At 58.9% G+C, this 23939-nt stretch carries 11 protein-coding genes and 1 pseudogene; all 12 read left to right on the plus strand.

Annotated elements, in window-relative coordinates; translation table 11 throughout:
* Positions 1 to 42: 42 nt before the first annotated feature.
* The 12 genes and pseudogenes from OH491_RS17190 (at position 43) to OH491_RS17245 (ending at position 23894) form a co-directional block, all read left to right on the plus strand.
* Positions 43 to 1146, plus strand: a complete 1104-nt coding sequence (locus OH491_RS17190; protein WP_145928788.1) for a sialidase family protein — start codon at positions 43 to 45, stop codon at positions 1144 to 1146.
* 24 nt (positions 1147 to 1170) lie between these two features.
* Positions 1171 to 1596 carry a hypothetical protein gene (locus OH491_RS17195; RefSeq protein ID WP_068770364.1) on the plus strand — a complete coding sequence of 142 codons (426 nt, stop codon included), beginning with the start codon at positions 1171 to 1173 and terminating at the stop codon, positions 1594 to 1596.
* Positions 1597 to 1614: 18 nt separating this feature from the next.
* Positions 1615 to 3057 (plus strand): sugar porter family MFS transporter, encoded by a 1443-nt coding sequence (locus OH491_RS17200; protein ID WP_334319300.1) that lies wholly within the window; start codon positions 1615 to 1617, stop codon positions 3055 to 3057.
* Entirely contained in the window at positions 3047 to 5815 is a 2769-nt protein-coding gene (locus OH491_RS17205; protein ID WP_068770363.1) for a hypothetical protein, read from the plus strand. The genes OH491_RS17200 and OH491_RS17205 overlap by 11 nt, the downstream gene beginning before the upstream one ends.
* A gap of 1 nt (position 5816) precedes the next feature.
* The gene (locus OH491_RS17210; protein WP_084442176.1) at positions 5817 to 6548 is read left to right on the plus strand and encodes an SGNH/GDSL hydrolase family protein; all 732 of its coding nucleotides are present in this window, start codon (positions 5817 to 5819) and stop codon (positions 6546 to 6548) included.
* 29 nt (positions 6549 to 6577) lie between these two features.
* Positions 6578 to 7282: a hypothetical protein gene (locus OH491_RS17215; protein WP_068770362.1), complete on the plus strand. Its 705-nt coding sequence runs from the start codon at positions 6578 to 6580 to the stop codon at positions 7280 to 7282.
* An 80-nt stretch (positions 7283 to 7362) separates the two neighbouring features.
* Entirely contained in the window at positions 7363 to 8871 is a 1509-nt protein-coding gene (locus OH491_RS17220) for a sodium:solute symporter family transporter (protein WP_342750614.1), read from the plus strand.
* A 20-nt stretch (positions 8872 to 8891) separates the two neighbouring features.
* Positions 8892 to 12158, plus strand: a complete 3267-nt coding sequence (locus tag OH491_RS17225; protein ID WP_342750615.1) for a glycoside hydrolase family 2 TIM barrel-domain containing protein — start codon at positions 8892 to 8894, stop codon at positions 12156 to 12158.
* 14 nt (positions 12159 to 12172) lie between these two features.
* The gene (locus OH491_RS17230) at positions 12173 to 13579 is read left to right on the plus strand and encodes a DUF3748 domain-containing protein (protein ID WP_084442175.1); all 1407 of its coding nucleotides are present in this window, start codon (positions 12173 to 12175) and stop codon (positions 13577 to 13579) included.
* Positions 13580 to 13583: 4 nt separating this feature from the next.
* Positions 13584 to 14987 (plus strand): sialate O-acetylesterase, encoded by a 1404-nt coding sequence (locus OH491_RS17235; RefSeq protein ID WP_342750616.1) that lies wholly within the window; start codon positions 13584 to 13586, stop codon positions 14985 to 14987.
* Positions 14988 to 15033: 46 nt separating this feature from the next.
* Positions 15034 to 17519, plus strand: a pseudogene (locus OH491_RS17240) (hypothetical protein).
* 330 nt (positions 17520 to 17849) lie between these two features.
* A complete protein-coding gene (locus OH491_RS17245) occupies positions 17850 to 23894 on the plus strand; it encodes an autotransporter outer membrane beta-barrel domain-containing protein (protein WP_068770358.1) in 6045 nt (2014 codons plus the stop codon).
* Positions 23895 to 23939: the final 45 nt, after the last annotated feature.

Consider the following 23939-nt stretch of genomic DNA (forward strand, 5'->3'; position numbering starts at 1 on the left):
ACAGAGACGAATCGGAAGCTTAAAAAAGGGCATACCGTCATCTTGACATCCGATGACAAGGGCGTGACATGGCAGAGGCGCGCGGAGTCGCCGACCAATCAGGGACGGCTCTTTACCGCCGGCGGGAAAATATATTATATTGCCACGATGTTTTATATCGGGCCGGGCATCAATCCTAACGGCGCGCCATTGTGCATTCAGCGATCGACGGACAATGGCGAGACTTGGAGCGAGCCCTCCGCGCTTGACGACCGGACATGGCATCAGTCCGCTGCCAATGTCTGGCATGCCAATGGCTGTGTTTACATGGTGTGGGAGCGGCTCACAATTAATAATATAAAAAGCTGGTATGTGGGCGCGCTCGCCCCTGTGCTCATGCGCGCGCGGGAGACGGACGACCTGACCAAGGCCGCCGCGTGGACCTACGCAAGCGAGATCACATTCCAGGACCTGATCCCTGGCTACAAGGAGAACAAGCCCGATATGGATTATTTTGGCATGCCGTTCTATCCGCAAAGTTTCCCGAAGGCGACTCCCCTGTACGGGAAAGTCACTTTTCCTCCCATCGGATGGCTGGAAACCAACGTGGTTCAAATCACCGATCCGAATCATTATTGGTATGACCCACAAGGCCGGACGTTTCACCTTTTCGCCCGCGCCCATACCGGGCTCACGAATTACGGTGCGCTTGCCAAGGTGGTGGAAAACAGTGACGGCTCAATGACCACCAGCCTGCAAACCGTACCGTCCGGGGAAAAGATGCTGTTTGTCCAGCTTCCCGGCGGGCACATGCGCTTTCACATCGAATACGATGCAAAGACAAAATTATACTGGCTGCTCGGCACCCAGTCCACCGATTCGATGACACGCATCGAGAAAATGCCCAAGGGCCGTTATAGTCGACCCGACAACGAACGCAACAGACTGGTGCTGCATTTTTCGAAAAACATGATTGACTGGTGTTTTGCGGGAGTCGTGGCCATAGGTTCCGAGGACAAGGCGGCACGGCATTATGCCTGCATGGCGATAGACGGTGACGATTTGGTGATTGTTTCGCGCAGCGGCGACGCCCGCGCCCAGAGTGCGCATAACGGGAATCTCATCACTTTCCATCGGGTGGAGAATTTTCGGGAATTGGTATATTAATCACTGCCAATAAGCCCATCCCGCATGAAGATCAAAACTCCCTGCTGCACACGCATGCCTGTCCTCGCGGCATTGCTTTCCTTGATGCTGTTTCAAGAAGCAGTCGGGCTGCCGGCTGCCTCGCCTATCCGTCCACTCGCAAACGATTTTGTGGTGGTGGGCGAGGCGGCGGATCCGGCCAAGGTGGCCTTATATACACCGAGCATTGTGCGACTCGAAACAGGCAGGCTGGTGCTGCATTTTTCGAAGAACATGATTGACTGGTGCTTTGCCGGCCTGGCCGCAGTCGGCCCGTCGCCCAAGCAGGCGCGCCACTACGCCAGCATGGACATGGACGGCGATGATCTCGTGATCCTGTCGCGCAGCGGCGACGCGCGCGCCAAAAGCGCGCACGATGGGAATCTGATCACTTTTCATCGGGTCAGGAATTTTCGGGATCTCGTTTATTGAAGTTCTCACGCTGCATCCATGCAAATCCATGCCAATACAGCCATGCCGGCCCGGTCAGACACGCCACTCGGGGACCGAGGATCCGCGCTTTATGTCTTGGGAATCTCGCTGGTCGTGGCGTGTGGAGGATTGTTATTTGGATATGATTTTGTGGTTATTGGAGGCGCGAAACCATTTTTTGAACGCTATTTCGCCTTGGATGACCCGATGCTGTCCGGCTGGGCCAACAGTTGCGCGCTGATTGGCTGCCTTGCCGGAGTGATTGTCGCGGGCGGATTAAGCGACCGGTTTGGCCGCAGACGTCTGCTGATGGCATCGGCGCTTTTGTTTGCCGTCACTTCCGTTGGCAATGCGCTCGCCCCCACCTTTGTGCTGTTTGTAACATGGCGCATGATGGGTGGCGTGGCCATCGGGCTGGCGTCGAATTTGTCCCCATTATATATAGCCGAGGTCGCGCCGCCGCACCTGCGCGGACGCCTGGTGTCAATCAATCAGTTGACCATCGTGCTGGGCATTCTGCTGGCGCAGTTTGTGAACTGGTTTCTTGTGCGGGACATGCCCGCGGGCGTATCGAACGAGTGGATTGCCTCATCTTGGTTTGGCCGTCTGGGGTGGCGCTGGATGTTTGGGCTCACCGCGGTGCCGTCGGTGTTTTTTTTCGCGGGCATGTTTTTTGTTCCGGAGAGTCCGCGCTGGCTTGCGACCAAGGGGCGGATGGATGCCGCGCGCGCAATTCTTTCCAGAATAAGCGGGACCGCCAGCGCCGATGTCGCTCTGGGTGAAATCAGGAGCGCGATCGCGGGGGAGCCGGGAAAAGTCTCATTCCGCGCGCTGCTTGATCCCCGCATGCGCAAGGTGGTCGTGCTCGGGGTGACGCTGGCGGTGTTTCAGCAGTGGTGCGGAATCAATGTCATCTTCAACTATGCGGAAGATATTTTCAGCGCGGCGGGTTATGATATCTCCTCGGTCCTGAAAAATATCGCATGGACCGGATCGGTTAATCTTGTGTTCACCTTTGTGGCCCTGGGTTTTGTGGACAAACGGGGACGCCGTCCGCTGATGCTGGCGGGGGCGGCGGGACTGGCGCTCATCTATGCGATCATGGGAGGCTGCTTTTATGCGGAAATAAAGGGCGTCGTCATGCTGCTGCTGGTTCTGGCGGCGATCGCCTGTTACTCAATGTCGCTCGCCCCTGTGACATGGGTGGTGATCTCCGAGATATTTCCCACGCGGATACGCGGGGCTGCGGTTGCTGTGGCGGTTGCGGCATTATGGGCGGCGTGTTTTGTTCTCACGTATACATTCCCGCTGCTCAACGAGGCGTTTGGCGCTGCCGGAACATTTTGGCTTTATTCAATCATCTGTCTGTCAGGATTGCTGTTTATTGTCTTCCAGCTGCCTGAAACCAAAGGCAGGAGCTTGGAGGAGTTGGAGAGGGAGCTGATCAAACATGAAAAATAAAGTGTTTTTCTTAGTATTTTCGGTTTGCGTGGGCGCTGCGTTCGTAAGCGGGGAGGAGATGCCCTTATCCGGCGAATGGGAGGTGAGTCTTTCCGATCCCGCGTCCGGCGCGGCGGAGTGGCGGAAGATTGTGTTGCCGGGGACGCTGGACGATGCCGGCATCGGCGCGCCGCTGGCGCTTGAGCCCAAACTGGATTCCCAAGTGCTGGCGCGGTTGCAGCGCAGGTTCACCCATGTCGGGCCGGCTTGGTATCGGCGGGATGTGGCGATCCCGGCGTCGTGGGAAGGCCGGCCTGTCATATTGGAATTGGAGCGTGTGCTTTGGGAATCCCGCGTGTGGGTGGACGGCAGGGAGCTTTCGTCCGCTGACAGCTTGAGCGCGCCACATCGTCATGATTTGGGCACGCTTTCGCCGGGGCATCATGAATTGCTGGTGCGGGTGGACAATTCAGAGATTCATCCCGGCATCAGCCGGCTCGCCCAATCGTTTACCGGTCCCGGTGACCGGCCGCTGGCCCATGCCTATACAAATCATACGCAAATCATGTGGAATGGCATGCTCGGGACACTCGTGCTGAAGGCGGAATCCGGGCGGCCGCACATAGATAAAATGGCAGTGTATCCCCGTGTTTCGCCGTCATATGGATTGCGCATCCAACTGGGTTTTCCCGGCAGGAAGACCGGTGCGGCAACGGGCAGGGTGCGATTGGTTTTGAGGTCCGGCGAAAACACGGTGATTGCGGAAACGGTCAAGGATTTCTCGATGGATGAAAAGGCATTATCGTCAACCATTGATTGGGAACTGACCGGTGCCGCGATACAAGCCTGGGATGAGTTTCACCCGGCATGTTACCGGCTCGAGGCGCGAATTCCTGGCGATGATGACGCGTTGTGCGAGGCTCGGTTCGGATTCCGTGTGCTGGAAGGCAAGGGCGGATCGCTGGTCTTGAACGGGAAGCGCATATTTCTGCGCGGCACGCTTGAGTGCGCGATATTTCCACTCACGGGTTATCCTCCGACAACCGTTGGCGAGTGGAAGCATATCCTTGGGCGGGCGAGGGAGTGGGGGCTGAACCATTTGCGCTTTCACTCCTGGTGCCCGCCGCGCGCGGCATTTCAGGCGGCTGACGAGCTCGGATTTTATCTGCAAATCGAGTTACCCCATTGGAGCCATGACGTGGGCGCCAACCGGCGGTCATGGGAATTTCTGGACGAAGAGGCGGACCGCATTCTGGCCGAATACGGAAACCATCCATCATTCCTATTGTTTTCGATGGGCAATGAACTTCAGGGAGACATGTCATTGCCCGACAAGCTCGTGCGCCGGCTGCGGCAGGCGGATGCCAGGCGCCTGTATTCGGTTACCACATTCACCTTTGAAAAAGGCTTCGGACGGTCACCTGCTCCGTCGGACGAATTTTTTGTCACCCGCAGAACCGAAAAAGGATGGATACGAGGACAGGGGATTTTTAACACAAGCGAGCCGACATTTGACAACGACTATGACAAGGAAGTGGACTATATAAAGGTTCCGGTCATCACGCACGAAATCGGCCAGTATTCAGTCTATCCGGACCTGTCGGAAATCGCACGCTACACGGAGAACCTGGTGCCGTTGAATTTCATGGCGATAAAGAACGATCTGCTGGCTAGGGGATTGCTCAACTTGGCGCCGGAGTTTACAAAAAATACCGGCCGATTCGCCGCTTTGTTATACAAGGAGGAAATCGAGCGGGCGCTGCGCACCTCCCGTTTCGATGGGTTCCAATTGCTCGGGCTCCAGGATTTTCCCGGCCAGGGAACGGCATTGGTCGGTTTGCTGAATGCGTTCTGGGATTCCAAGGAAGTGATCACCGCAGAGGAATTCCGGCAGTTCTGTGGCCCCGTGGTGCCACTTGCGCGAATTTCCAGAGTGACGCTGGAGCGGGGCGAGGCACTGCCGGTAAAATTCGAACTGGCGAATTTTTTCGAAGACATGCCTGAAGCGGAGCTTGCATGGAGTTTGCTTGATCGCACAAAGAACGTGATAGCCAGAGGCCGGATACAGCATATTCATAGCAAGGCCGGCGAGTTGGCCGAGGTTGGCGAGGCGGACATCAGAATCCCCGAAGGGAGCACGGCGGAGCAATGGACGCTGCAAGCGCAGCTCGTAGGAACCGCCTTTCACAATGCATGGAAGATATGGATTTATCCCAAAACACATCCTCCGGGGGTACCTGCAGGAGTGGTGTTTACATCATCGCTGGATGAAGCCATGCGTGCATTATCCGAGGGCAAACGTGTTTTGTTTAATCCCGTGGTGGAGCAGATCGAAGGCATTGAGGGACGGTTCCTGCCGGTTTTTTGGAGTCCGTTTCATTCACCGGAAAAACAATCCGGCACCATGGGCATGATGTGCGATCCGTCGCATCCGGCGCTCAGGGGCTTTCCAACGGAAAGCCATTCGGATTGGCAGTGGTGGGATCTTGCCTTGCGTTCGCGCAGCGTGGTACTGGACGGTTTGCCGGTGATGCCGCTCGTCCGGGTTGTGGATAACTTTGAGCGGAATCACTCGCTTGGAGCGGTATTCGAGGCGCGCGTGGGCGATGGGAAACTGCTGTTTTCCGCCATCGATATCAGCCACGACTTGGAAAAGCGACCGGTTGCGCGTCAATTGAAGGCCGCCTTGCTGAGTTACATGGTGTCGGAGGAATTCAAACCGGTGCATAATCTCACGCAGGAACAATTGGCTGGATTCGTCAGATGGAGGAAGCAATAGCATGAACATAAAAGGATTATGCGCAGGTGTGCTTATCCTGCTGTTTTGGCAGCCACTTTTCGTGACAGCGGAAATTGCGGATCGCGCTGCATACTTGAGTGATTTTGCTGCCCGGGCAGCGATAAAATGGCCTGACAATCGCACGATGACAATCGTATGCCACGGGCACAGCGTGCCTGCGGGTTATTTTAATGGCAACCTCGTGAAGACATTCGATTCGTACCCGCATCTGGCTCACGTGGAATTGTCCCGTCGTTTTTCCTATGCAGTCATCAATGTCATCGTAACTGCGATTGGCGGTGAAAATTCTGAGCGCGGCGCGGCCAGATTCGCGCGCGATGTCCTCGCGCTAAGCCCGGATGTCGTAACAATCGATTATGCGCTCAATGACCGGCGCATCGGGTTGGAGCGCGCGGAAAAGGCCTGGCGTTCCATGATCGAGGCTGCGCTTGCGGCAAACATAAAGGTCATACTCCTGACGCCCACCGGGCATCTGAAGGCCGACTTCAATAATCCGAATGAGCCGCTCAACCAGCATGCCGGCCAAATCCGCAAGCTGGCTGGAGAATACGGAGTCGGTTTGGCGGACAGCTGGCTCGAATTTGAAAAGGCGGCGAAAACCCAAGGCGGATTAACGGCCTATATGTCGCAAACCAATCATCCCAATCGCAAGGGACACGAACTGGTTGCGGCCCAATTGGTCCAGTGGTTTCCATCAATAATGGAAAAATAATATTTTGCTCAATATCATATATAAAGATCATGAAAAAGAATAACTGCTCCTTGTCAGGCCTGCTCACGCTCATATTCAGTCTTTCCATTGTCCAAGTCAGCGCTCAGATTGAGATTGACGAAAAACTCCAGTCCTCGGGATATACGCAGTCCTTTGATTCACTGCCCATGTATGGGACCCAGGAATGGGTTGATAATGTCACGATTCCCGGATGGTTTTCCACGGAGACCACGATTGTCGCCGGTTACGGCGGGCAGAAAGTCACACCTCAACCGGGACTTTACAGTCTGGGCGATGACACCGGCACGCCCGCGGACCGCAGCCTTGGCGCCACGGCGAGCGCAAAAAAACGCATTTCAATCGGCCTGCGACTTGTCAACAAAACCGACAAGGCCATCAACAAGATGGACCTTTCGTTTGTCATAAAGCAATTCCGGGCTGGTGATCCGTCAAATGCGGTCAAAGTCTGGTATAAGGCGGGCAAACCGGGCGAGGCGACGCTTGCGGATGCATCCGGCTGGCGGGAAGTCAAGGCGGGGCACTACGAGAATCAGATCACCGGCAATCAACAAGTCCGGCCGGTGGCCGAGCACAGCCGGACTGTGACATTTAGCCGGATGTCGTGGAAACCGGGTTCAGAGGTGATTATACGCTGGTCGTTTTCCAAGCGCGCGGCCAACGGCGCCTCGCTCGGAATCGACAATCTCGTCATCAAGAACTTTTCAACCAAGTAACATTTCACCGGGGCTTTTCCGTTTATATCATGCATCTCAATCCGATAGATCTCTCGGTTATTATAATATATTTCGTATCAATGATCGGGATGGGATTGCGCCTGTCCGGAAAAAACAAAACCACTGACGGTTATTTTCTGGGCGGCCGCAATTTTCCCGGCTGGGCCATCGGCATCAGTTTCATCGGGGCCATGATAAGCTCGGTGACCTTTATCGCCTATCCCGCGGATAGTTTTAAGACGGCATGGATTCGCCTGGTCCCGAATTTTGCGTTTCCCGTTGTCGTCATCATATCGGCATATATGTTCATCCCGTTTTTCCGCCGGGGAACGGTGAATTCGGCCTACCAGTATCTCTCGATGCGCTTCGGCAACTCCGTGTCGGTATATGCGGCGGTGGTGTTCATGCTGGCCCAGATTCTCCGCACGGCCACGGTGGCATATCTGGTGGCAATCTTGCTGGCGCCGATGACAGGGGTGCGCATTGAATGGTGCATCCTGATTGCGGGAGGAATCACCGCGCTTTATACCATCAAGGGCGGATTTACCGCAGTCATATGGACGGATGTGATCCAGACGGTCATCCTCGTGGCCGGGGCGGCGGCATGCATTATTTTTGTCACGGCGGCGATCCCCGGCGGGCTGGGAACCATCTTTTCGGAATCGTGGGCGGCTGGGAAGCTCTCGTTCATGGACTTGAATGCCAAGACCGGGGAACTGGAGCCGATGCGCGGCGGTTTTTCGCTTTCCGAAAAGACCGTGATCATGCTGCTGCTGGTCGGGTTTGTCCAATACGTCGCAGGCAAGCTCAACCAGGAAACAGTGCAGCGCTGGTGCTCGGCCCGCACTCCGGGTGATGCCAAGCGCTCTATGATCGTGCTGGGGATCGGTTCGGTTCCCATTTGGGCCATGTTTATGTTTTTGGGCACATGCCTGTGGGTATATTTTCAGCATTTCCCCAGCAGCGTGTCCGTCGAGATCCTCTCGGGATTGCGCAAGGCGGAGGAGATCCTGCCCCATTTCATTGTAAGCGTGCTGCCGCCCGGGCTGGCGGGATTGGTCATATCGGCGGCATTGGCGGCCGCGATGTCCACGCTAAGCAGCGGAATTAACACCGCCAGCATGGTATGGGTGCGCGACATCTACCAGCCGTATTTTGCCAAGGGACGCGATGACAGGCATTATTTGCGGATGGGATTGGGCGCGTCGCTCGGCATTTCGATTCTCATGATCGGCGGGGCATTTTTGTTCTATTTTGCCGACACCAAGACATTGATGGACTTCAGCATTATTGTGACGGCGCTGCTCGGCGGCGGAATCTCGGGCGCCTTTTTGTTTGGAATGCTGACCCGCAGAGGCGACGCGCGCGCGGTGCTAATCGGCATTGTGGCAACGGCCTTGTTCACGGTCTATGCGACACTGATGCAGTTCGGGATCGTGCCGCGGATATTTGATTCGTATTATACTTCGATCATCGGGAACATCATCATGTTTGCAGTGAGCTACGGGGCCGCCTGCCTGCTCCCGGAAAAACCGCGCGACCTGAAGAACCTGACTGTGTTTGACCAGTCGAAAGAGCAATTGGTGTGAATGTAAAAATGAAGATTAATATGACCTTTGGGCGCCGGCTCCGGCTGCCGGCAATGATAGGCATGGGAATGGCATGGCTGGCCGCAGCCGCTGCGCCGGAGTGGGTGGATGAAACCCGCGTGTCCGAGGGATTGGAGGAGCCCCATGCCACAATGATGGTGTTCCCTGATGTAGCATCCGCGAAGGGATTGGATCGGGTGCTGTCGCCGTTTTTCCGCTCGCTGAACGGAGAGTGGCGCTTCTTTTGGGCGGCGAATCCGTCGGCGCGCGCGGAGGGATTTTGGAATCCGGATTACGACGACAGTGCGTGGACGACAATTCCTGTGCCGTCAAATGTGGAGATGGAAGGATATGGCGTGCCAGTTTATACAAATATTCCATATCCATGGAAGGCAATGACTCCGCCCGTGGTGCCGGATGAGAACAACTCGGTCATGTCTTATAGAAGGACGTTCACTGTGCCGGAAGCCTGGGCGGGGCGGGAGATCTTTCTATGTTTCGACGGCGTGGACTCGTTCTTTACCGTATGGCTGAATGGGAAGCGTCTTGGTTTCAGCAAGGACAGTCGCACGCCGAGCACTTTTCGTATAACAGAAAAACTCCGGGCAGGAGAAAACCTTCTGGCAGTGGAAGTATTCCGCTGGAACGACGGTTCCTACCTGGAGGATCAGGACATGTGGCGGCTGAGCGGCATATTCCGGGATGTTTATCTCTGGTCCGCCGACGAGTTGTATGTCCGGGACTTTGAGGTTCGCACCACTTTGGACATGGCTGCTGAGGCCGCAGCGCTGGATATCACCGCCGAGGTGAGAAATCTGGCGGGGAATGTGATGAACAATGCGACAATCGAGATGTCGGTTATTGATGAGGCGGGTCGGGAAATTGCCCGAAAGGTGAAAATCATTCCCGAGGTGAAGCCGTGCGATGTGACGAAGGTAAGCATTTCAGAACAGATAAAGTCCCCGAAACTCTGGAGTGCGGAAGAGCCAAATCTCTACACGCTGTTTCTGTCACTGAAGGATTCGTCCGGGAAATTGTTGGGAACCATCCCCTGCCGGGTGGGTTTCCGTTCGGTGGAGACAAGGGACGGGAAATTTCTGGTCAATGGAAAACCGGTCATCATCCGCGGAGTAAACCGGCATGAGCACGATCCGGATCTGGGGCATGTGATGACACGGAAGCGGATGATACAGGACATCGTCCTGATGAAGCGGAATAATATCAATGCCGTGCGCACATCACACTATCCGAATGTGCCCGAGTGGTATTCGCTTTGCGACGAATACGGATTATATGTCATGGACGAGGCGAACATCGAGTCGCACGGCATGGGGCATGGCGCGGCGTCGCTTGCGAAAGTTCCGTCTTGGGGCGCGGCGCATCTGGAGCGATTGAGGCGCATGGTGGAGCGTGACAAAAACCATGCCTGCGTGGTGACATGGTCGCTCGGAAACGAGGCGGGCATGGGGATCAATTTCGAAAAGAGCCGCGTCTGGCTGAAGGAGCGCGATCCATCGCGTCCGGTGCAATACGAGGGCGATCAGAGCGGAAGCGTGTCGGATATCATATGTCCGATGTATCCGGAAGTCGAGACAGTCATAAACTACGCGAGGCTGCCGCGGGAGAAACCATTTATCATGTGTGAATACGCGCATGCGATGGGCAACAGCACCGGCGACTTGTGGGCCTACTGGCGCCCGATATACGAAGGCGCGCCCTATTTGCAGGGTGGCTTCATATGGGATTGGGTTGACCAAGGGATCAGGGCGCCGGTGCCCGCTTCCCGTGGCATTGTGGAAATGGAAAATCCCCGCGCGATTCCGCTGAATCCCGAACTGGGGACGTTCTTTGGCTATGGAGGAACGTTTGGCGTGATGGGGAGATTCCCATCGGATGGCAATTTCGCAGCCAATGGACTTGTGAGCCCCGACCGCGAGTCGCATCCAGCGCTGGCCGAGGCCAAAAAGGTGTTTCAACCGGTGCAGATGGCTGCAATCGACCTTGCGCAAGCCAGTCCGGAACTTGAATTCACAAACTGGATGGATTTTCGAAGCACGGCCGATTGGCTGACGGCTGACTGGCGGTTGACCGGGGATGGGAAAATCATGCAGGAGGGCCGTCTGGACACACTCTCCCTAGCGCCTCGCGAGACGAAGCGTGTGGCGATCCCCATGCGCGGGTTTGCTCCGGTTCCCGGCGTTGAATATTTTCTGGAAATCAGCTTCAAATTACGTAAACCGACTCCTTGGGCGGAAGCAGGATATGAAATGGCCTGGTCGCAATTTTTGCTGCCAATTTCGTTGCCGGCGGCAGTGATAAGGACGCCGAGCCAGAACATATCGGTAACCGAGGGCGAGGATCATTTTATCGTGACCGCGGGGAATCTGACCGCCTGTCTTGGAAGGAACTCCGGCCTTTTGGAGTCGCTGAAGGTCGGGACGACCGAGTTGCTTGAAAAACCGCTGGGACCGCATTTCTGGCGCGCGCCGACTGACAATGACCGGGGAAGTGGCATGGCTGGCTCGGATAAAAAGGAACTGGCCCGCAACAATGCGCTGGTCTGGCGTCGCGCGCACGAGGGCTTCGAAGCGAAGTCGGTTGCGCTCAAGAGACTGGAGGCCGGCGGCGCGGCGGTTTTGGTGGAAGGCTGGCTGCCGGCGGTAAAAAGCGTGCAGCGCCTAGTGTGGACATTTGCCGCGAGCGGTGATATTCGTGTCGATTCCGAATTTTTGCCGGGCAGCCCAGAGCTGGTTGAATTGCCGCGGTTCGGTATGCAGACGATATTGCAGGTGGGATTCGACCAGTTGGCCTGGTTCGGGAAAGGCCCGCACGAGACCTATTGGGACCGGCAGGATGCGCGCGTCGGCCTGTATGGAGGCACGGTGGCGGAGCAGTTCTTCCCCTATCTGAAACCCCAGGAGACGGGCAACAAGGAAGGAGTCCGCTGGATTGCGCTGACCAACAAGCGCGGCGAGGGATTGCTTGTCATCGGCATGCCTTTGCTCAGCGCCACCGCGCTGCATCCCACAACGGAGGATCTGACCTGGGCGGGAGCAAAGGATAACTTTTATCCATATCAGCTCCCAAAGCGTGAAACCATCACGCTCAATATCGATTTGAAACAGCGCGGGCTGGGCGGGGACAATTCCTGGGGGAGGCTGCCCCATGCCGAATACAGGATCTCGCCGAAGCCCCTTAAATATTCATTCCGGCTGCGCGTGCTTTCCGGTGGCGAAGATGTTCGTGCACTGGCAAGGCAGGCGGTCAATTGGCCTGACCCGCGATGAGACACCACAAGGGGATGCAGACAGTGATTTCCGCCGGCCTTTTGTATATTGCGCCCAGCGTGGTCGATTGCGGTCATGTCCGGGCGCAGGTCATCGCCGATATTTCCGGGCAGACCGAGGAGCGTCAGGTCACCACGGCGTCACATGGCCATATTGTGGCAAACTATAATATATGGTCTCCTGATTCAAAATGGATCGCGTACGACTGCCGGAACAAGGGCGAGGCGTTCGACGCGACACGGATCGAATGCGTGAATGCCGACACCGGGGAGGTGAGGTGCATATACGAAGCCCGCAATGGCGCGACATGCGGCGTGGCGACATGGCATCCGGGGAAAAAGCGGGTGGTGTTTATATTGGGGCCGGACAACCCGGCGCGGGACTGGTCGTATGCGCCATCCCGGCGGCGCGGCCTGGTGGTCGATTTGGACCATCCGGGCGAAGGGCGGGCGCTCGATGCGATGAATTATGCGCCGCCGTTCGCGCCGGGCGCGCTGCGTGGAGGCTCGCATGTGCATGTGTTTGACGGCGCCGGCGAATGGGTGAGTTTCACCTACGATGACGAAATCCTGACATGCGCGGGCGGGCGTGACGGGGCGGAACCGAATCAGAGGAACATCGGGGTGGCTGCGCCCTTCGGCCCGGTGCGTGTAAACCGCAATCATCCGCGCAACCATGACGGCGGGTGGTTTACGTTTGTGGCAAGCAAGACGGTTGCTGTTCCGGCCCCGGGATCCGATGAGATCAGCCAGGCGGCGGAGGAAGGATGGATTGGCGCCAATGGCTATATCCGGGCGGATGGTTCGCGACAACGGCGCGCACTGGCTTTTCAAGGCATGGTGACCGCACTCAACGGACACCGGCACGCGGAAGTATTTGTGCTGGATTTACCGGAGGATCCCACCATTGCCGGCGGCGCGCCATTACAGGGGACAGGGACAACGCGCCCCTCGCCGCCCCGGGGCGCCGTGCAGCGGCGCATCACATATACGGATGACCGGAAGCATCCCGGCATCCAGGGACCGCGACACTGGCTGCGCAGTTCGCCGGATGGCGCGGCTATCGCATTTTTAATGAAGGATGACAGCGGGACACCCCAACTGCATATTATTTCTCCCCATGGCGGCGGCATCCGGCAGGTTACACGCAACCCGTGGGCGATCACCTCGACGTTTACATGGAGTCCGGACGGCCGCTGGATCGCCTATGCCATGGACAATAGCATTTTTGTCACCGAGGTCACGAGCGGACGCGCCCATCGTTTGACCGCGCGCACGGAGGATGCGGCCTCCCCGCACCGTTCCGCCTGTGTATTCTCGCCGGATGGCAGCCGGATCGCATATCTGAGGAAAATCGCATCACATCTGCAGATTTTCACGGTAACGATGCCGAATTCCGGAGGTAAACCGATGGTGCATTAATTTCATGATGGCTCGTTTATATTGCTTCCTGATAATCATGTTATCGGCTGGGCCGCTCGGAGGACGCGCGGCCGCAGCGGTTCGATTGCCGGCCTTGCTGAGTGACGGGGCGGTGTTGCAGCGGGGGTGTCCGATTCCCCTTTGGGGAACGGCGGCGGCCGGCGAGAAAATAACCGTGACATTCCACGGACAACGGAAGGAGGCAGAGGCAGACGGAAGTGGACTCTGGCGGGTGGTACTGGAGCCTGAAGCAGCTTCTGACATGCCGTCGGAGCTGATTGTCAGCGGTGAGAACATCGTACGTGTTGCTGATATATTGGTGGGCGATGTCTGGCTTTGCGCGGGTCAGTCGAACATGCAGCTTGAACTAAAAAAGATACGTGATGCCGCGAAAGAAATAGCGGCCGCGAACCATCCGTCCATCCGGCAGTTTGCGATCGCGCGCAAGGTATCCGATGAGCCATTGCAGGATGTATCCGGGACGTGGAAGCCATGCACACCGGCGACGGCGGGAGAATTTTCGGCCGTGGCCTATTTTTTTGCGCGATCACTGCAGGAGCATATTCGCGTGCCGGTGGGTTTGATCAACTGCGCGTGGGGCGGCACGACCATCGAAGGCTGGCTGGACGGGGCATCCGGGCGCCTGGGAAGCGCCGCGTATACGCGGGTGGTTACGCGATGGAATACGGGAGCGCAAGATGGGCGCAAGTTCACCCCGTCGGGAATTCACAATGCAATGGTGAAACCACTGTATCCGGCGGCGATTTTGGGCGTGGTCTGGTATCAGGGGGAAAGCAATGCTCGGCAGCTTGGCGAATATGCAGAGTTGTTTGTCGAAATGATAAACCGCTGGCGCGAAGGATTCAGGCAACCGCGTCTGCCATTCTATTTTGTCCAGCTTCCGGGATACAACAACAAGGAGGACAATACCGGCATGGCATGGGCGAGGCTTCGCGAGGCGCAGGCCACGGCGCTGGCGCTGCCTGCGACGAGCATGGTGGTGACGATCGATCTGGGAGAGCATGATCGGATCCATCCGGTGAAAAACAAGCAGATGATCGGCTGGCGCCTCGCCGCGCAGGCGCTGGTGAAAACCTACGGCGCACAAGGCGAAGTGTCCGGGCCGGTGTTTGACGGCATCGAGGCGGAGGAGGGGCAGGGGCTTCGAGTCAAGTTCACGCATGCCACGGGGCTGGTCTTGAACGGGAGAGGCGGCTTTGAGGTTGCGGGAGACGACCGGATATTTCATCCTGCCGAGGCCAAGGTGAGCGGCAGCGATGTGATTGTGACCACCCGGGCGGTGAAGAAGCCGCTGGCGGTTCGCTATGCGTGGCAGAACTCACCGTCTGCACCATTGTTCAATGCGGCGGGTTTTCGATCCGCCGGGATCTCCCCTTCCCATAAGTGATGTTACCGACGCCACTCCATCTATAATAAAACGAAAACGACCGGAAATGAAATCAATCGACAATAAAAACGCCCGGCCCCGTCGCCTGCAGCCGGCCGCAGTTCTTCTGTGCCTGCTGCCCTTCTGCAAAATCCACGCGGAACAGCCGCCCGCGGATAGACTCAACATTAGCGGAATATATCCACACCTGGCCTTTTATAATGACGAAGGGGAATGCGGCACGGGAGCGGTTGTGCCCTGGGCCGGGAGCCTGTGGGCCATCACCTACGGTCCGCACCAGCCCTTCGGTTCCTCGGATAAATTATATCAGATTTCCCCCGGACTGGAGATGACGGCCCACCCCCAAAGCATAGGCGGCACTCCGGCCAACCGGATGATACACAGGGAAAGCAACCAGCTTTTTATCGGTCCCTATGCCGTTGATCAATCCGGCAAGGTGCGGGTCATCACTCACCAGCTCATGCCGGGAAGACTCACCGGCAATGCTCGCCATCTGACCGATCCGGCCGGCAAAATCTACTATGCGACCATGGAGGAGGGATTTTATGAGGTGGATGTAACCACACTGGAGCCGACTGTCTTGTATAAGGACGGGAATACCCTCCGCAAAGCAGGACAAATGGCCCAGCATGCGGAATTGCTGCCCGGCGCCCACGGGAAGGGGCTGTATTCCGGGCAGGGGGTGATGGTTTATTCCAACAATGGAGAAGCCTCGAAGGAGGCATAAAAAAGTTCGATATAGAATCGGGGGTGCTTGCGGAATGGGATGGAAAGGACTGGACGGTTGTCCGTCGCAATCAATTCGTGGAAGTTACGGGCCCCGGCGGCATTCATGGCAACGCTCATCCGGAAAGTGATCCGATATGGGCAACCGGATGGGATTATAAATCCGTCTTGCTGGGCGTGCGCGACCAGGGCGGCTGGTCATTTCGCCGCCTGCCCAAGGCGAGCTACTCCTACGATGGCGCACATGGCTGGAATACCGAATGGCCGCGCATTCGCGACATCGGCACACCCGGCGCACCCGACTACCTGATGACCATGCATGGGATGTTCTGGCGTTTCCCCGCCATGTTCACATCAACCAACACCGCCGGGATTCGTCCGCGCTCCGCATACCTGAAAGTGATCGGCGACTTCGCGCGTTGGAATGAGCGTCTGGTATTCGGCTGCGATGATTCCGCAAAAAAAGAGTTTCTCAATCAACGCAAAGCCAAGGCAGGCATCGGAGGCCCCGGCCAATCCAACTCCAACCTCTGGTTTACGTCCCTTGAACAACCGGATTTACTGGGGCCTTGCACGGCAGGAGGCCATGTCTGGCTGAAAGAAACGGTCAAGGCCGGGGTCGCTTCTGACCCGTTTCTTTTTGCCGGCTGGGATGAGCGCTGCGCATGGATAAAAAATTCCGGTGATCAACCGGTCGTTTTTCATTTTGAAGTGGATAAGGCAGGAAACAATAATTGGGCGGAGCTTAAAAAGGTCACCGTAGCATCCGGAGCATCCGCCTTCGTTAATTTCGATGACGGCGGGCAGGGTGAATGGATAAGAGTAACCGCCGACAAGGATACCACGGCCAGCGTATCGTTTATTTATTCAACCAGAGAAAAACGTTCCGCATCGACGGATCCCATATTCAGGGGATTGTCGCAAATTGGTGACGCGCGCCATCAGGGCGGGCTGCTTTATAGCTTGGGAAACAACCGAAGGGCCATGGGGTTGCTGGCCAATACGGAATCGGGGGAAACCGGTTATTATGAAATCGACGAGCGCATGAATATAGTAAAAAAGGATGATGCCAAAATCGCTTCCGTTATCCGTGAAAAATTCGCCATTCCCCGCCAGGCGGTCGAAATAGATGAGGGTTCTGTGTTGATTGTGGACGGTTCCGGGAGGCGGTGGCGCCTGCCCTTTGGGGATGTGCGTTATACCGATCTCACGAACCAAGGCCACCTGAGAATCTGCCGCGAGGTGGCCACGGAAAGGGATTTGTTCAACTGCCACGGAACCTTTTATGAACTGCCGGCGGAGAATGCCGACGGTTACGCCAAGATCCGTCCGATAGCCTCGCACCACCTGCAAATCAACGATTATGCCTCCTATCGTGGATTGCTGGTCATCACCGGTATCAACCCGGCGGAGGCGAAGGATAATCCGCATGTCTTTGTCTCAACCGACCGAAAGGCCGCGGTCTGGGCGGGCGTCATTGACGACCTGTGGAAACTGGGCAAGCCGGCGGGCCGCGGCGGTCCTTGGGTGAATGCAAGTGTGCGTGCAGGACAACCCTCCGATCCCTATCTGATCGGTTTTTATGACCAGCGCACGTTGCAATTATCACATCGTTCGGCCTCCGCTGTCACTTTCACCGTGGAGGTCGACCCCACCGGCGACGGAGACTGGCTGGCCTACACGCGGCTGACCGTCAGGCCCGGCGAACGCCTCGACCATGTGTTTCCGGCCGCGTTTCAGGCCCGCTGGGTCCGGTTTGTGACCGATGCAGACACAACCGCAACTGCATGGCTCGAATACAGATAGCGGAGTATGCCGACACCATGCTTCTCTGACGGTGATGGAGCCGGCGGCGGGCCCGCCGCAGAATGAGCGCGGCATGGAAAGCGATCGCCCGAAAAGCGGGTTTGGCAACACGCTCAACGCGTGCATTGCGCGGCTCATGCCCGGACTCAATCTCGAACCGCCAGTCACTTTACAGAAAAAGCGGCGGGCAGTTTGAGGTGGCGGCGGACCGGCGGCAGCATCCTTTCCAGTAATCCCTCGTTTGCCATTACCCGGATCCCCATCGTGCAGATTTCTTCAAGCCTTCCTCAGGAAAACGCCCACCGCTTTCATTCTGATTTACTCTATACCATGAAAAAAACAGCCCTGCTCCCATTCGGTTCTCGCCCCTCGGGCATGTTGATTGGCGCGCTGCTCGCCTGCGGAGCCGCGCCCTGGCTCGGCGCGACCGAGCATGTCTTTGGCACCGGCAGCTCGATGCCGGCGCTCGCAACGGGCGACACGGTCAAAATTTCGGGCAATGCCGGCGTGGTCACGCTGTCGGATTCCACCGCGCTGACCGTGAGCGACCAGGCGGAAACCTCAACGGTCTTCAGCGTGGGTGACGCCGGCGGGGTGACCTTCACGGCGGCGAAGGCCACCGGGGACTGGGCCGTGCTGCAAAGGATTGGGGCGGCGGGATTGATTTCCGTCAACGCCGCCGCCTCGGGGACGAATATATTAAATCTGAACAAGATGATTTTGCAGGGCGCGAGCACGAGCGCGATTTCGCTTGGAGAGTCCGGAGCGGCGAACGGGCTGTTGATAAACGGCGATGTCGTGTTCAGAAACAACCTAGTGACAAATAATGGCGCGGCTGTCTCCATGACCAACGGCAGCCTTCTCGGGTTTTCCGGGAGCACGGTGATTTTCGACAGCAACAAGTCGACAGGCGCCGGGGGCGGCATCTATGTGGGATCAGGTGCGGCCGAAATAATGTTTCAGAACGGGGCCAGGTTTATCAATAACGAGGCCGCGAGCGGAGGCGGCATATCCACGACTACCGCCACCAGCGGGAGGCGAATCAATATCAAAGTCGGGGATGGCGCCACGCTCGAATTCAGCAACAACAGGGCCACGACTGGAAACGGAGGGGCGATTAACAATGCCGGAAGCACCACGCCGGCCGGTGCTTCCATAAGCGGCGGCAACCTGGTTTTTGCGAACAACTCCGCCGGCGGGACGGGCGGGGCGATCCGGTCCTCCGTCGGAATATACATAGAGAATGCCTCGTTTGCTTTCTTGCACAACCAAAGCACGGGTGCCGGCGGCGCCTTCAACGCAACCAATCTCACGCTTCTCGGGTCGGGCACATTGTCGGGCAATGTCACCGCCGCCACCGGCGGCGCATATCACAGCGCATCCACCAACGCTGTTGTGAACATAGACAGCGCGGCTGGCGATATCGTGTTCGATGGCAATATGTCCGCGGGCCTGGGCGGCGCGATCAACATGTTCGCCGCCAACGCGACGGTCACCCTTTCCGCGACCGGCGCGGGAAATATCATATTCAAGAATAACAAAGCCAACGCCACCATCGACGGGGCCCTCGGCGCATATGTTGGAACGGGAGGCGATGCCAACGCCATTCATTATAACGGGGCGACTCCGGGCTCGCTTGTGCTCAATGCCGGGGCGGGCAACTCGATTGAATTTTATGATCCGGTTTCATCCGCTGCGGGGACGCTCGCTGTGACCAAAGACGGTGGCGGCACGGCGCTGTTTGACGGATACCACACGGATATCGCCGCGAACACCGCGGTCAACGCCGGCGTGTTTCGCGTGACGGGCGGCGCGATCTACGGGAAGGGCGGCGCAGGGGCATTTGCACTGGCCGGTGGCGCGACGCTTTCCGGCAGCAATGGCGAAATCCGCGCGGCCACCATCGACTTGGCAACCGGCGCCATCCTTGAGGCGGCGGGCGGCGGCGCGCTCAAGCTGAGCGCCGGCGCGATCACCGGCGCGTCGGGTCTGACGCTTGCCGGTTCGGGCACGATTGATGCGGGCGCAACGCCACTCAACGCCGCCGCCATCCGCGTCGGCGAGTCAAACGGCAGCGCCGCCGAGACGCTTGCCATCGCGGGAGGTGTCGAACTGGCCGACGGCGCGACGGTCCACATCGACCTCTTTGACGCGGGAGCATCCGACAAACTCACCGCGGCCACGCTCACGCTTGGAGCATCGGGCACGATTGACATCGGCGGCCTCGACACGGGCAGCTACACCATCGCGACCACGACCGGAGGCATCACGGGAGCCGCGACCGGCTTTGGATTCAAAACGGGAGGAAACGACCTGAGCAACCGTCTTTCCGCAAGTCTGGCCGTTTCGTCCAATGATCTCATCCTGTCCACCACCGTGCGCAACCTCCGCATGGGCTGGGCGGGCGGCGATGGTGTCTGGGTCGGCGGTTCGGGCGGCTGGCTTGAGGTCGGCCCGCCGACGACACCGGAAACAAGGTTTCTCACCGGCGACAGCGCACTTTTCAACACCACCGGCACCACTGTCGTCACGGTGGCCGGCGAGGGCGTGACCGCCGCCGATGTTTCCGTCGCGCTGGCGAACGCCACCGATACGCTGACCTTCACCGGCGGCACCATTGTCACCGACACGGCATCCGCCAACGCCAGCGGCACCGCCGCCGTCGGCGCCGGCAAGGTTTATCTCGACGGCGGCGCGACCGCCGACGCGACCGGCAAGCTGACCAAATCCGGCGCGGGCACGCTGGTGCTGGCCAACGAGGCCAACTCTTTCCAGAACGGCATCGATATCGCGGAGGGCACGCTTGCCTTCAGCAAGGCCGCGCAACTCGCGGTCGGCGGCGGCACCTCGGTCAATTTCACCGGCGACGCCACGCTTCGCGCCGAGGCCGCGATTCTCAATGCGACCGGCACCCTTGCGGCGAACATCGCCATCGCCGCGTCCAAGACCGCCACGTTTGACACGCAGGCATACGATGTCGCCTACGCCGGCGTGCTTTCCGGAGACAGCACTGTCAGGCTCGTCAAATCCGGCAGCGGTGCGCTCACGCTTCACGCGGCAGATTCATCGCTGTTTGCGGGCGGCGTCCAGGTCGATGCCGGACAGTTGCTGCTCGCCAACAACGCCCGGCTTGGCGGCGCGGTCACGGTCGGCGCCGGCGCGGTGGCCGGCGGCGTCGGCGAGTTTGGCGGGAACGTCACGCTGACGAACGGCACGCTGCGTGTCGGCGGTGGCTCGACCAACTCGGGCACACTGACCATCGGCGGCACGCTCACACTCGATAACTCAAGGGTTGCCCTCAACCTGTTCGCCGGCGAGGCGAGCGATGTGCTCGCGTTCGGTTCCAGCGGCACGCTGGTCCTGGCAGGGTCAAACATCGTCGATTTCCATCCGACCGAAAGTGTCTCCGGCACGTTTTTTGTCACGAGTGCGACAAGCCTGAAAGGCGCTCTCATCACGGTTGACGGCGAGACCATCGGCGGCGATTCCCGGCAGAAAGCGATATGGGCGGATGTGATCGGCGGTATCGCACTCGACTACGGTGTGGACACCTCCCGGGTGATGACATGGACCGGATCGGCCGGTGATGGCATTTGGGCCAGCGACGGCTCAAAGAACTGGCTCGGCTCCGAAAGCAAGGAACGGTTTCTGAACGGCGATGCAGTCAACTTCAGCGTCGCGGCCAGCGGTTCCGTCGCCATCACCGGCGCCGATGTGCGCGTCGCCAGCATGGACGTGGCCGGCGGCGGCAATCTCACGATCGGCGGACTCGGCATCGTGGCCAGCGGGTCGTTCGCCACCGGCACCGAAGTGTCCGGCTCGTCGCGCGCCACCGGCAGGCTGGCAAAGTCCGGCGCGGGCACGCTCGTGTTTCAAAACACCACCAACACGTTTGAGGGCGGGATTGATATTGCGGGGGGATTGGTCGCCTTCAACAAGGCCGCGCAGCTTGCGGTCGGGAGCGGCGCGGTCATCCAGTTTACCGGAAACGCGACCCTGCGGGCGGATGCTGACATCACCACCGGCTTTGCGAGTGCGATCACCATTGCCGCCGCCACCGTCGCGACCTTCGACACGCAGGGATACAACGTCACCTACACCGGTACGCTCGGCGGCAGCGGCACCTTGGCGAAGACCGGCGCCGGCACGCTCGTCTACGCAGGCGGCGTTTCGCTTGGTGGCGATGCGACGACCCGCATCGACAACGGCTTGGTGAAGCTCAACATCGCCCCGGCCACCGCGCCTAATGTCGAGCACACGTTCGACCTCAATGGCGGCTGGCTCGACCTTTCCGACACCGGTTTCGATACCACCGGCAGCACGGCCAACAATTGGGAGAAACTGACCCTCATCGGCGACGCGGGCGGTGTCATCGGCGGCAATGACAGAATCACCCTCGGCGCGGGCGAGGTTGGATTCGCCATCGGCGCGGTCAGCGGCAGCACGAAGCAAGGGGTCTTCGTCGTGGTCGATGCCGGCGCGGGCGGCGTGGCCACGATGAGCACGGCAAACAATTATGCCGGCTATACGATGATCAAGAGCGGCACGCTCCGCATTTCCAACGACAACCAGCTCGGACTCGCCGGCTTGAATCGCGAGGTTGTTTTTGCCGGCGCCGGCGCGGCGCTTGAAATCACCGCCGACGGGTTCAGCACGAACCGGGCAGTCGAGCTTCGTCAGAATGGCGTGGTCAGTGTCGCCGGCGCGGCCACCGCCACTTGGAACGGTGCGGTCACCGAAACCGGCGGTTCGTTCAAACTCATCAAGGGCGGCGCGGGCACGCTCATCCTCGGCGGCACGCTCCAGCACACCGGCGGCATCGAGGTGGCCTCCGGCACGCTTCGCGCCAGCGTGGCCGGCTTGCGCGGCCCTGTCACCAACAATGCCGCGCTCGTCCTCGAGCAGGCGTCGGGCATCGGGGTTTATTCCGGCACGGTGACCGGTGCGGGCGTCGTCACCAAAGCCGGCGCGGGCGCGCTTGTCCTCGACAGCACGGCGGTGATCAACGGAAGCCGGTTCGATCTCGATGCCGGCGTGCTGGCCGGCGTCGGCAGGATCAACGCCCGGCTCGTCAACAAGGCCTCCGCCCAGATTCTCGGCGCGAAGGCGGCGGGAGGGGCCGGTTACGGCACGCTCACCATCGGCGGCGACTACGTCGGCGAGGGAGGCACGATCACGCTCGGCGTGCTGTTGCAGGATACCATCGCGCTCAATGCCGACCGGCTCGTCATTACCGGCAGCGCGACGGGCACGACGCTCGTTTCCCTCGTCACCACTGGCACGAGCGGGATGGATGCGAGCGGTGGCAACACCCCGCTTATCGATGCGCAGGGAGGCTCCGCAGGCGATGCATTCGCGCTCGACCGCCGCTACGTAAGCGGCCTCTACGAGTTCAATCTGGGCCGGGATTCAGCCACGGGCGAATGGAGCCTCGCCGCCCGCGAGACCCCGCCCGAAAATCATGCCGTCATGGGCGTGGACGCCACTGCGCTGCTCATCGGCAAGGCGTCGTTCTCCTCGCTTGGCAGCCGTCTCATGTTCGCCCGCGCCACTCCGACGGAGCACAAATTCGAACTCTGGATGAACGGTCTCCAGCGCCACGACAAAATCGTCAGCTCCGGCTACAATGGCACGAAAACCGACGTATATGGCGTTCAGGTCGGCGGCGATTGGACCCGCGCGTGGAACAAATCGATGCTGAGCGCAGGCGTCTTCTACGACTATGCAAACTCAGAGATGGACTTGCCGGAATACGAGACCGCGCCGGAGGTGCTTTCACCCGGCGGTTCCACCGACGGCGAGTCCCACGCGGCGGGCGTTTACTTCTCCTACCGGGCCGGTCCTTGGTATGCAGACGCGATTGCGCGCGGTGCCAGGGAGGATTACCGCGTGAACATTTTCCGCACGCCCGAGTTCAAGATGAAGGGCACGAGTTACGCCGCATCGGTCGGGACCGGCGTCACCGTCTCCATAGACCCCGATTGGAAATTTGAGCCGGAAGCGCGGCTCACCTGGCAAACGCACCGTGTTGACGACACGCGCGACTCGTTTGGCCGGCTCTTCCGGATCGACAGCGCCGATTCGCTCGAAGGGCGTTTCAGCCTCCGGCTTTGGGAGGATCTTGAGTGGCGGCAGGGCTTGCGCATCACGCCCTACATTCGCGGCAGCGTGTTCCACGAGTTCAAGGGCGAGGGGCAGGTGCTCATCGACGGCGCGGCGCTCGACAACGACCTCGGCGGCGGCGGCGGCGCGGTCGATGCCGGGTTTTCCATGCAACTTGGCCGCGGCTGCGCGCTGAACGCCTCGGGCGAATGGTATATCGGCGGCATGGCCGAGGGTTACGGCCTCAACCTCGGTTTCAGTTGCGCATGGTGAGCGCTCCCGCGATGCCTCCGAACGAATGAAACACCGGGAGATTTA

Source organism: Termitidicoccus mucosus, from assembly GCF_038725785.1.
GTDB lineage: Bacteria > Verrucomicrobiota > Verrucomicrobiia > Opitutales > Opitutaceae > Termitidicoccus > Termitidicoccus mucosus.

Excerpts from the sequence above, each read along its gene's own strand:
- OH491_RS17225 (WP_342750615.1), top strand. The coding sequence starts at position 8,892 with ATGACCTTTGGGCGCCGGCTCCGGCTGCCGGCAATGATAGGCATGGGA.
- OH491_RS17230 (WP_084442175.1), top strand. The coding sequence starts at position 12,173 with ATGCAGACAGTGATTTCCGCCGGCCTTTTGTATATTGCGCCCAGCGTG.
- OH491_RS17195 (WP_068770364.1), top strand. The coding sequence starts at position 1,171 with ATGAAGATCAAAACTCCCTGCTGCACACGCATGCCTGTCCTCGCGGCA.
- OH491_RS17235 (WP_342750616.1), top strand. The coding sequence starts at position 13,584 with ATGATGGCTCGTTTATATTGCTTCCTGATAATCATGTTATCGGCTGGG.
- OH491_RS17245 (WP_068770358.1), top strand. The coding sequence starts at position 17,850 with ATGAAAAAAACAGCCCTGCTCCCATTCGGTTCTCGCCCCTCGGGCATG.
- OH491_RS17200 (WP_334319300.1), top strand. The coding sequence starts at position 1,615 with ATGCAAATCCATGCCAATACAGCCATGCCGGCCCGGTCAGACACGCCA.
- OH491_RS17210 (WP_084442176.1), top strand. The coding sequence starts at position 5,817 with ATGAACATAAAAGGATTATGCGCAGGTGTGCTTATCCTGCTGTTTTGG.
- OH491_RS17220 (WP_342750614.1), top strand. The coding sequence starts at position 7,363 with ATGATCGGGATGGGATTGCGCCTGTCCGGAAAAAACAAAACCACTGAC.
- OH491_RS17205 (WP_068770363.1), top strand. The coding sequence starts at position 3,047 with ATGAAAAATAAAGTGTTTTTCTTAGTATTTTCGGTTTGCGTGGGCGCT.
- OH491_RS17215 (WP_068770362.1), top strand. The coding sequence starts at position 6,578 with ATGAAAAAGAATAACTGCTCCTTGTCAGGCCTGCTCACGCTCATATTC.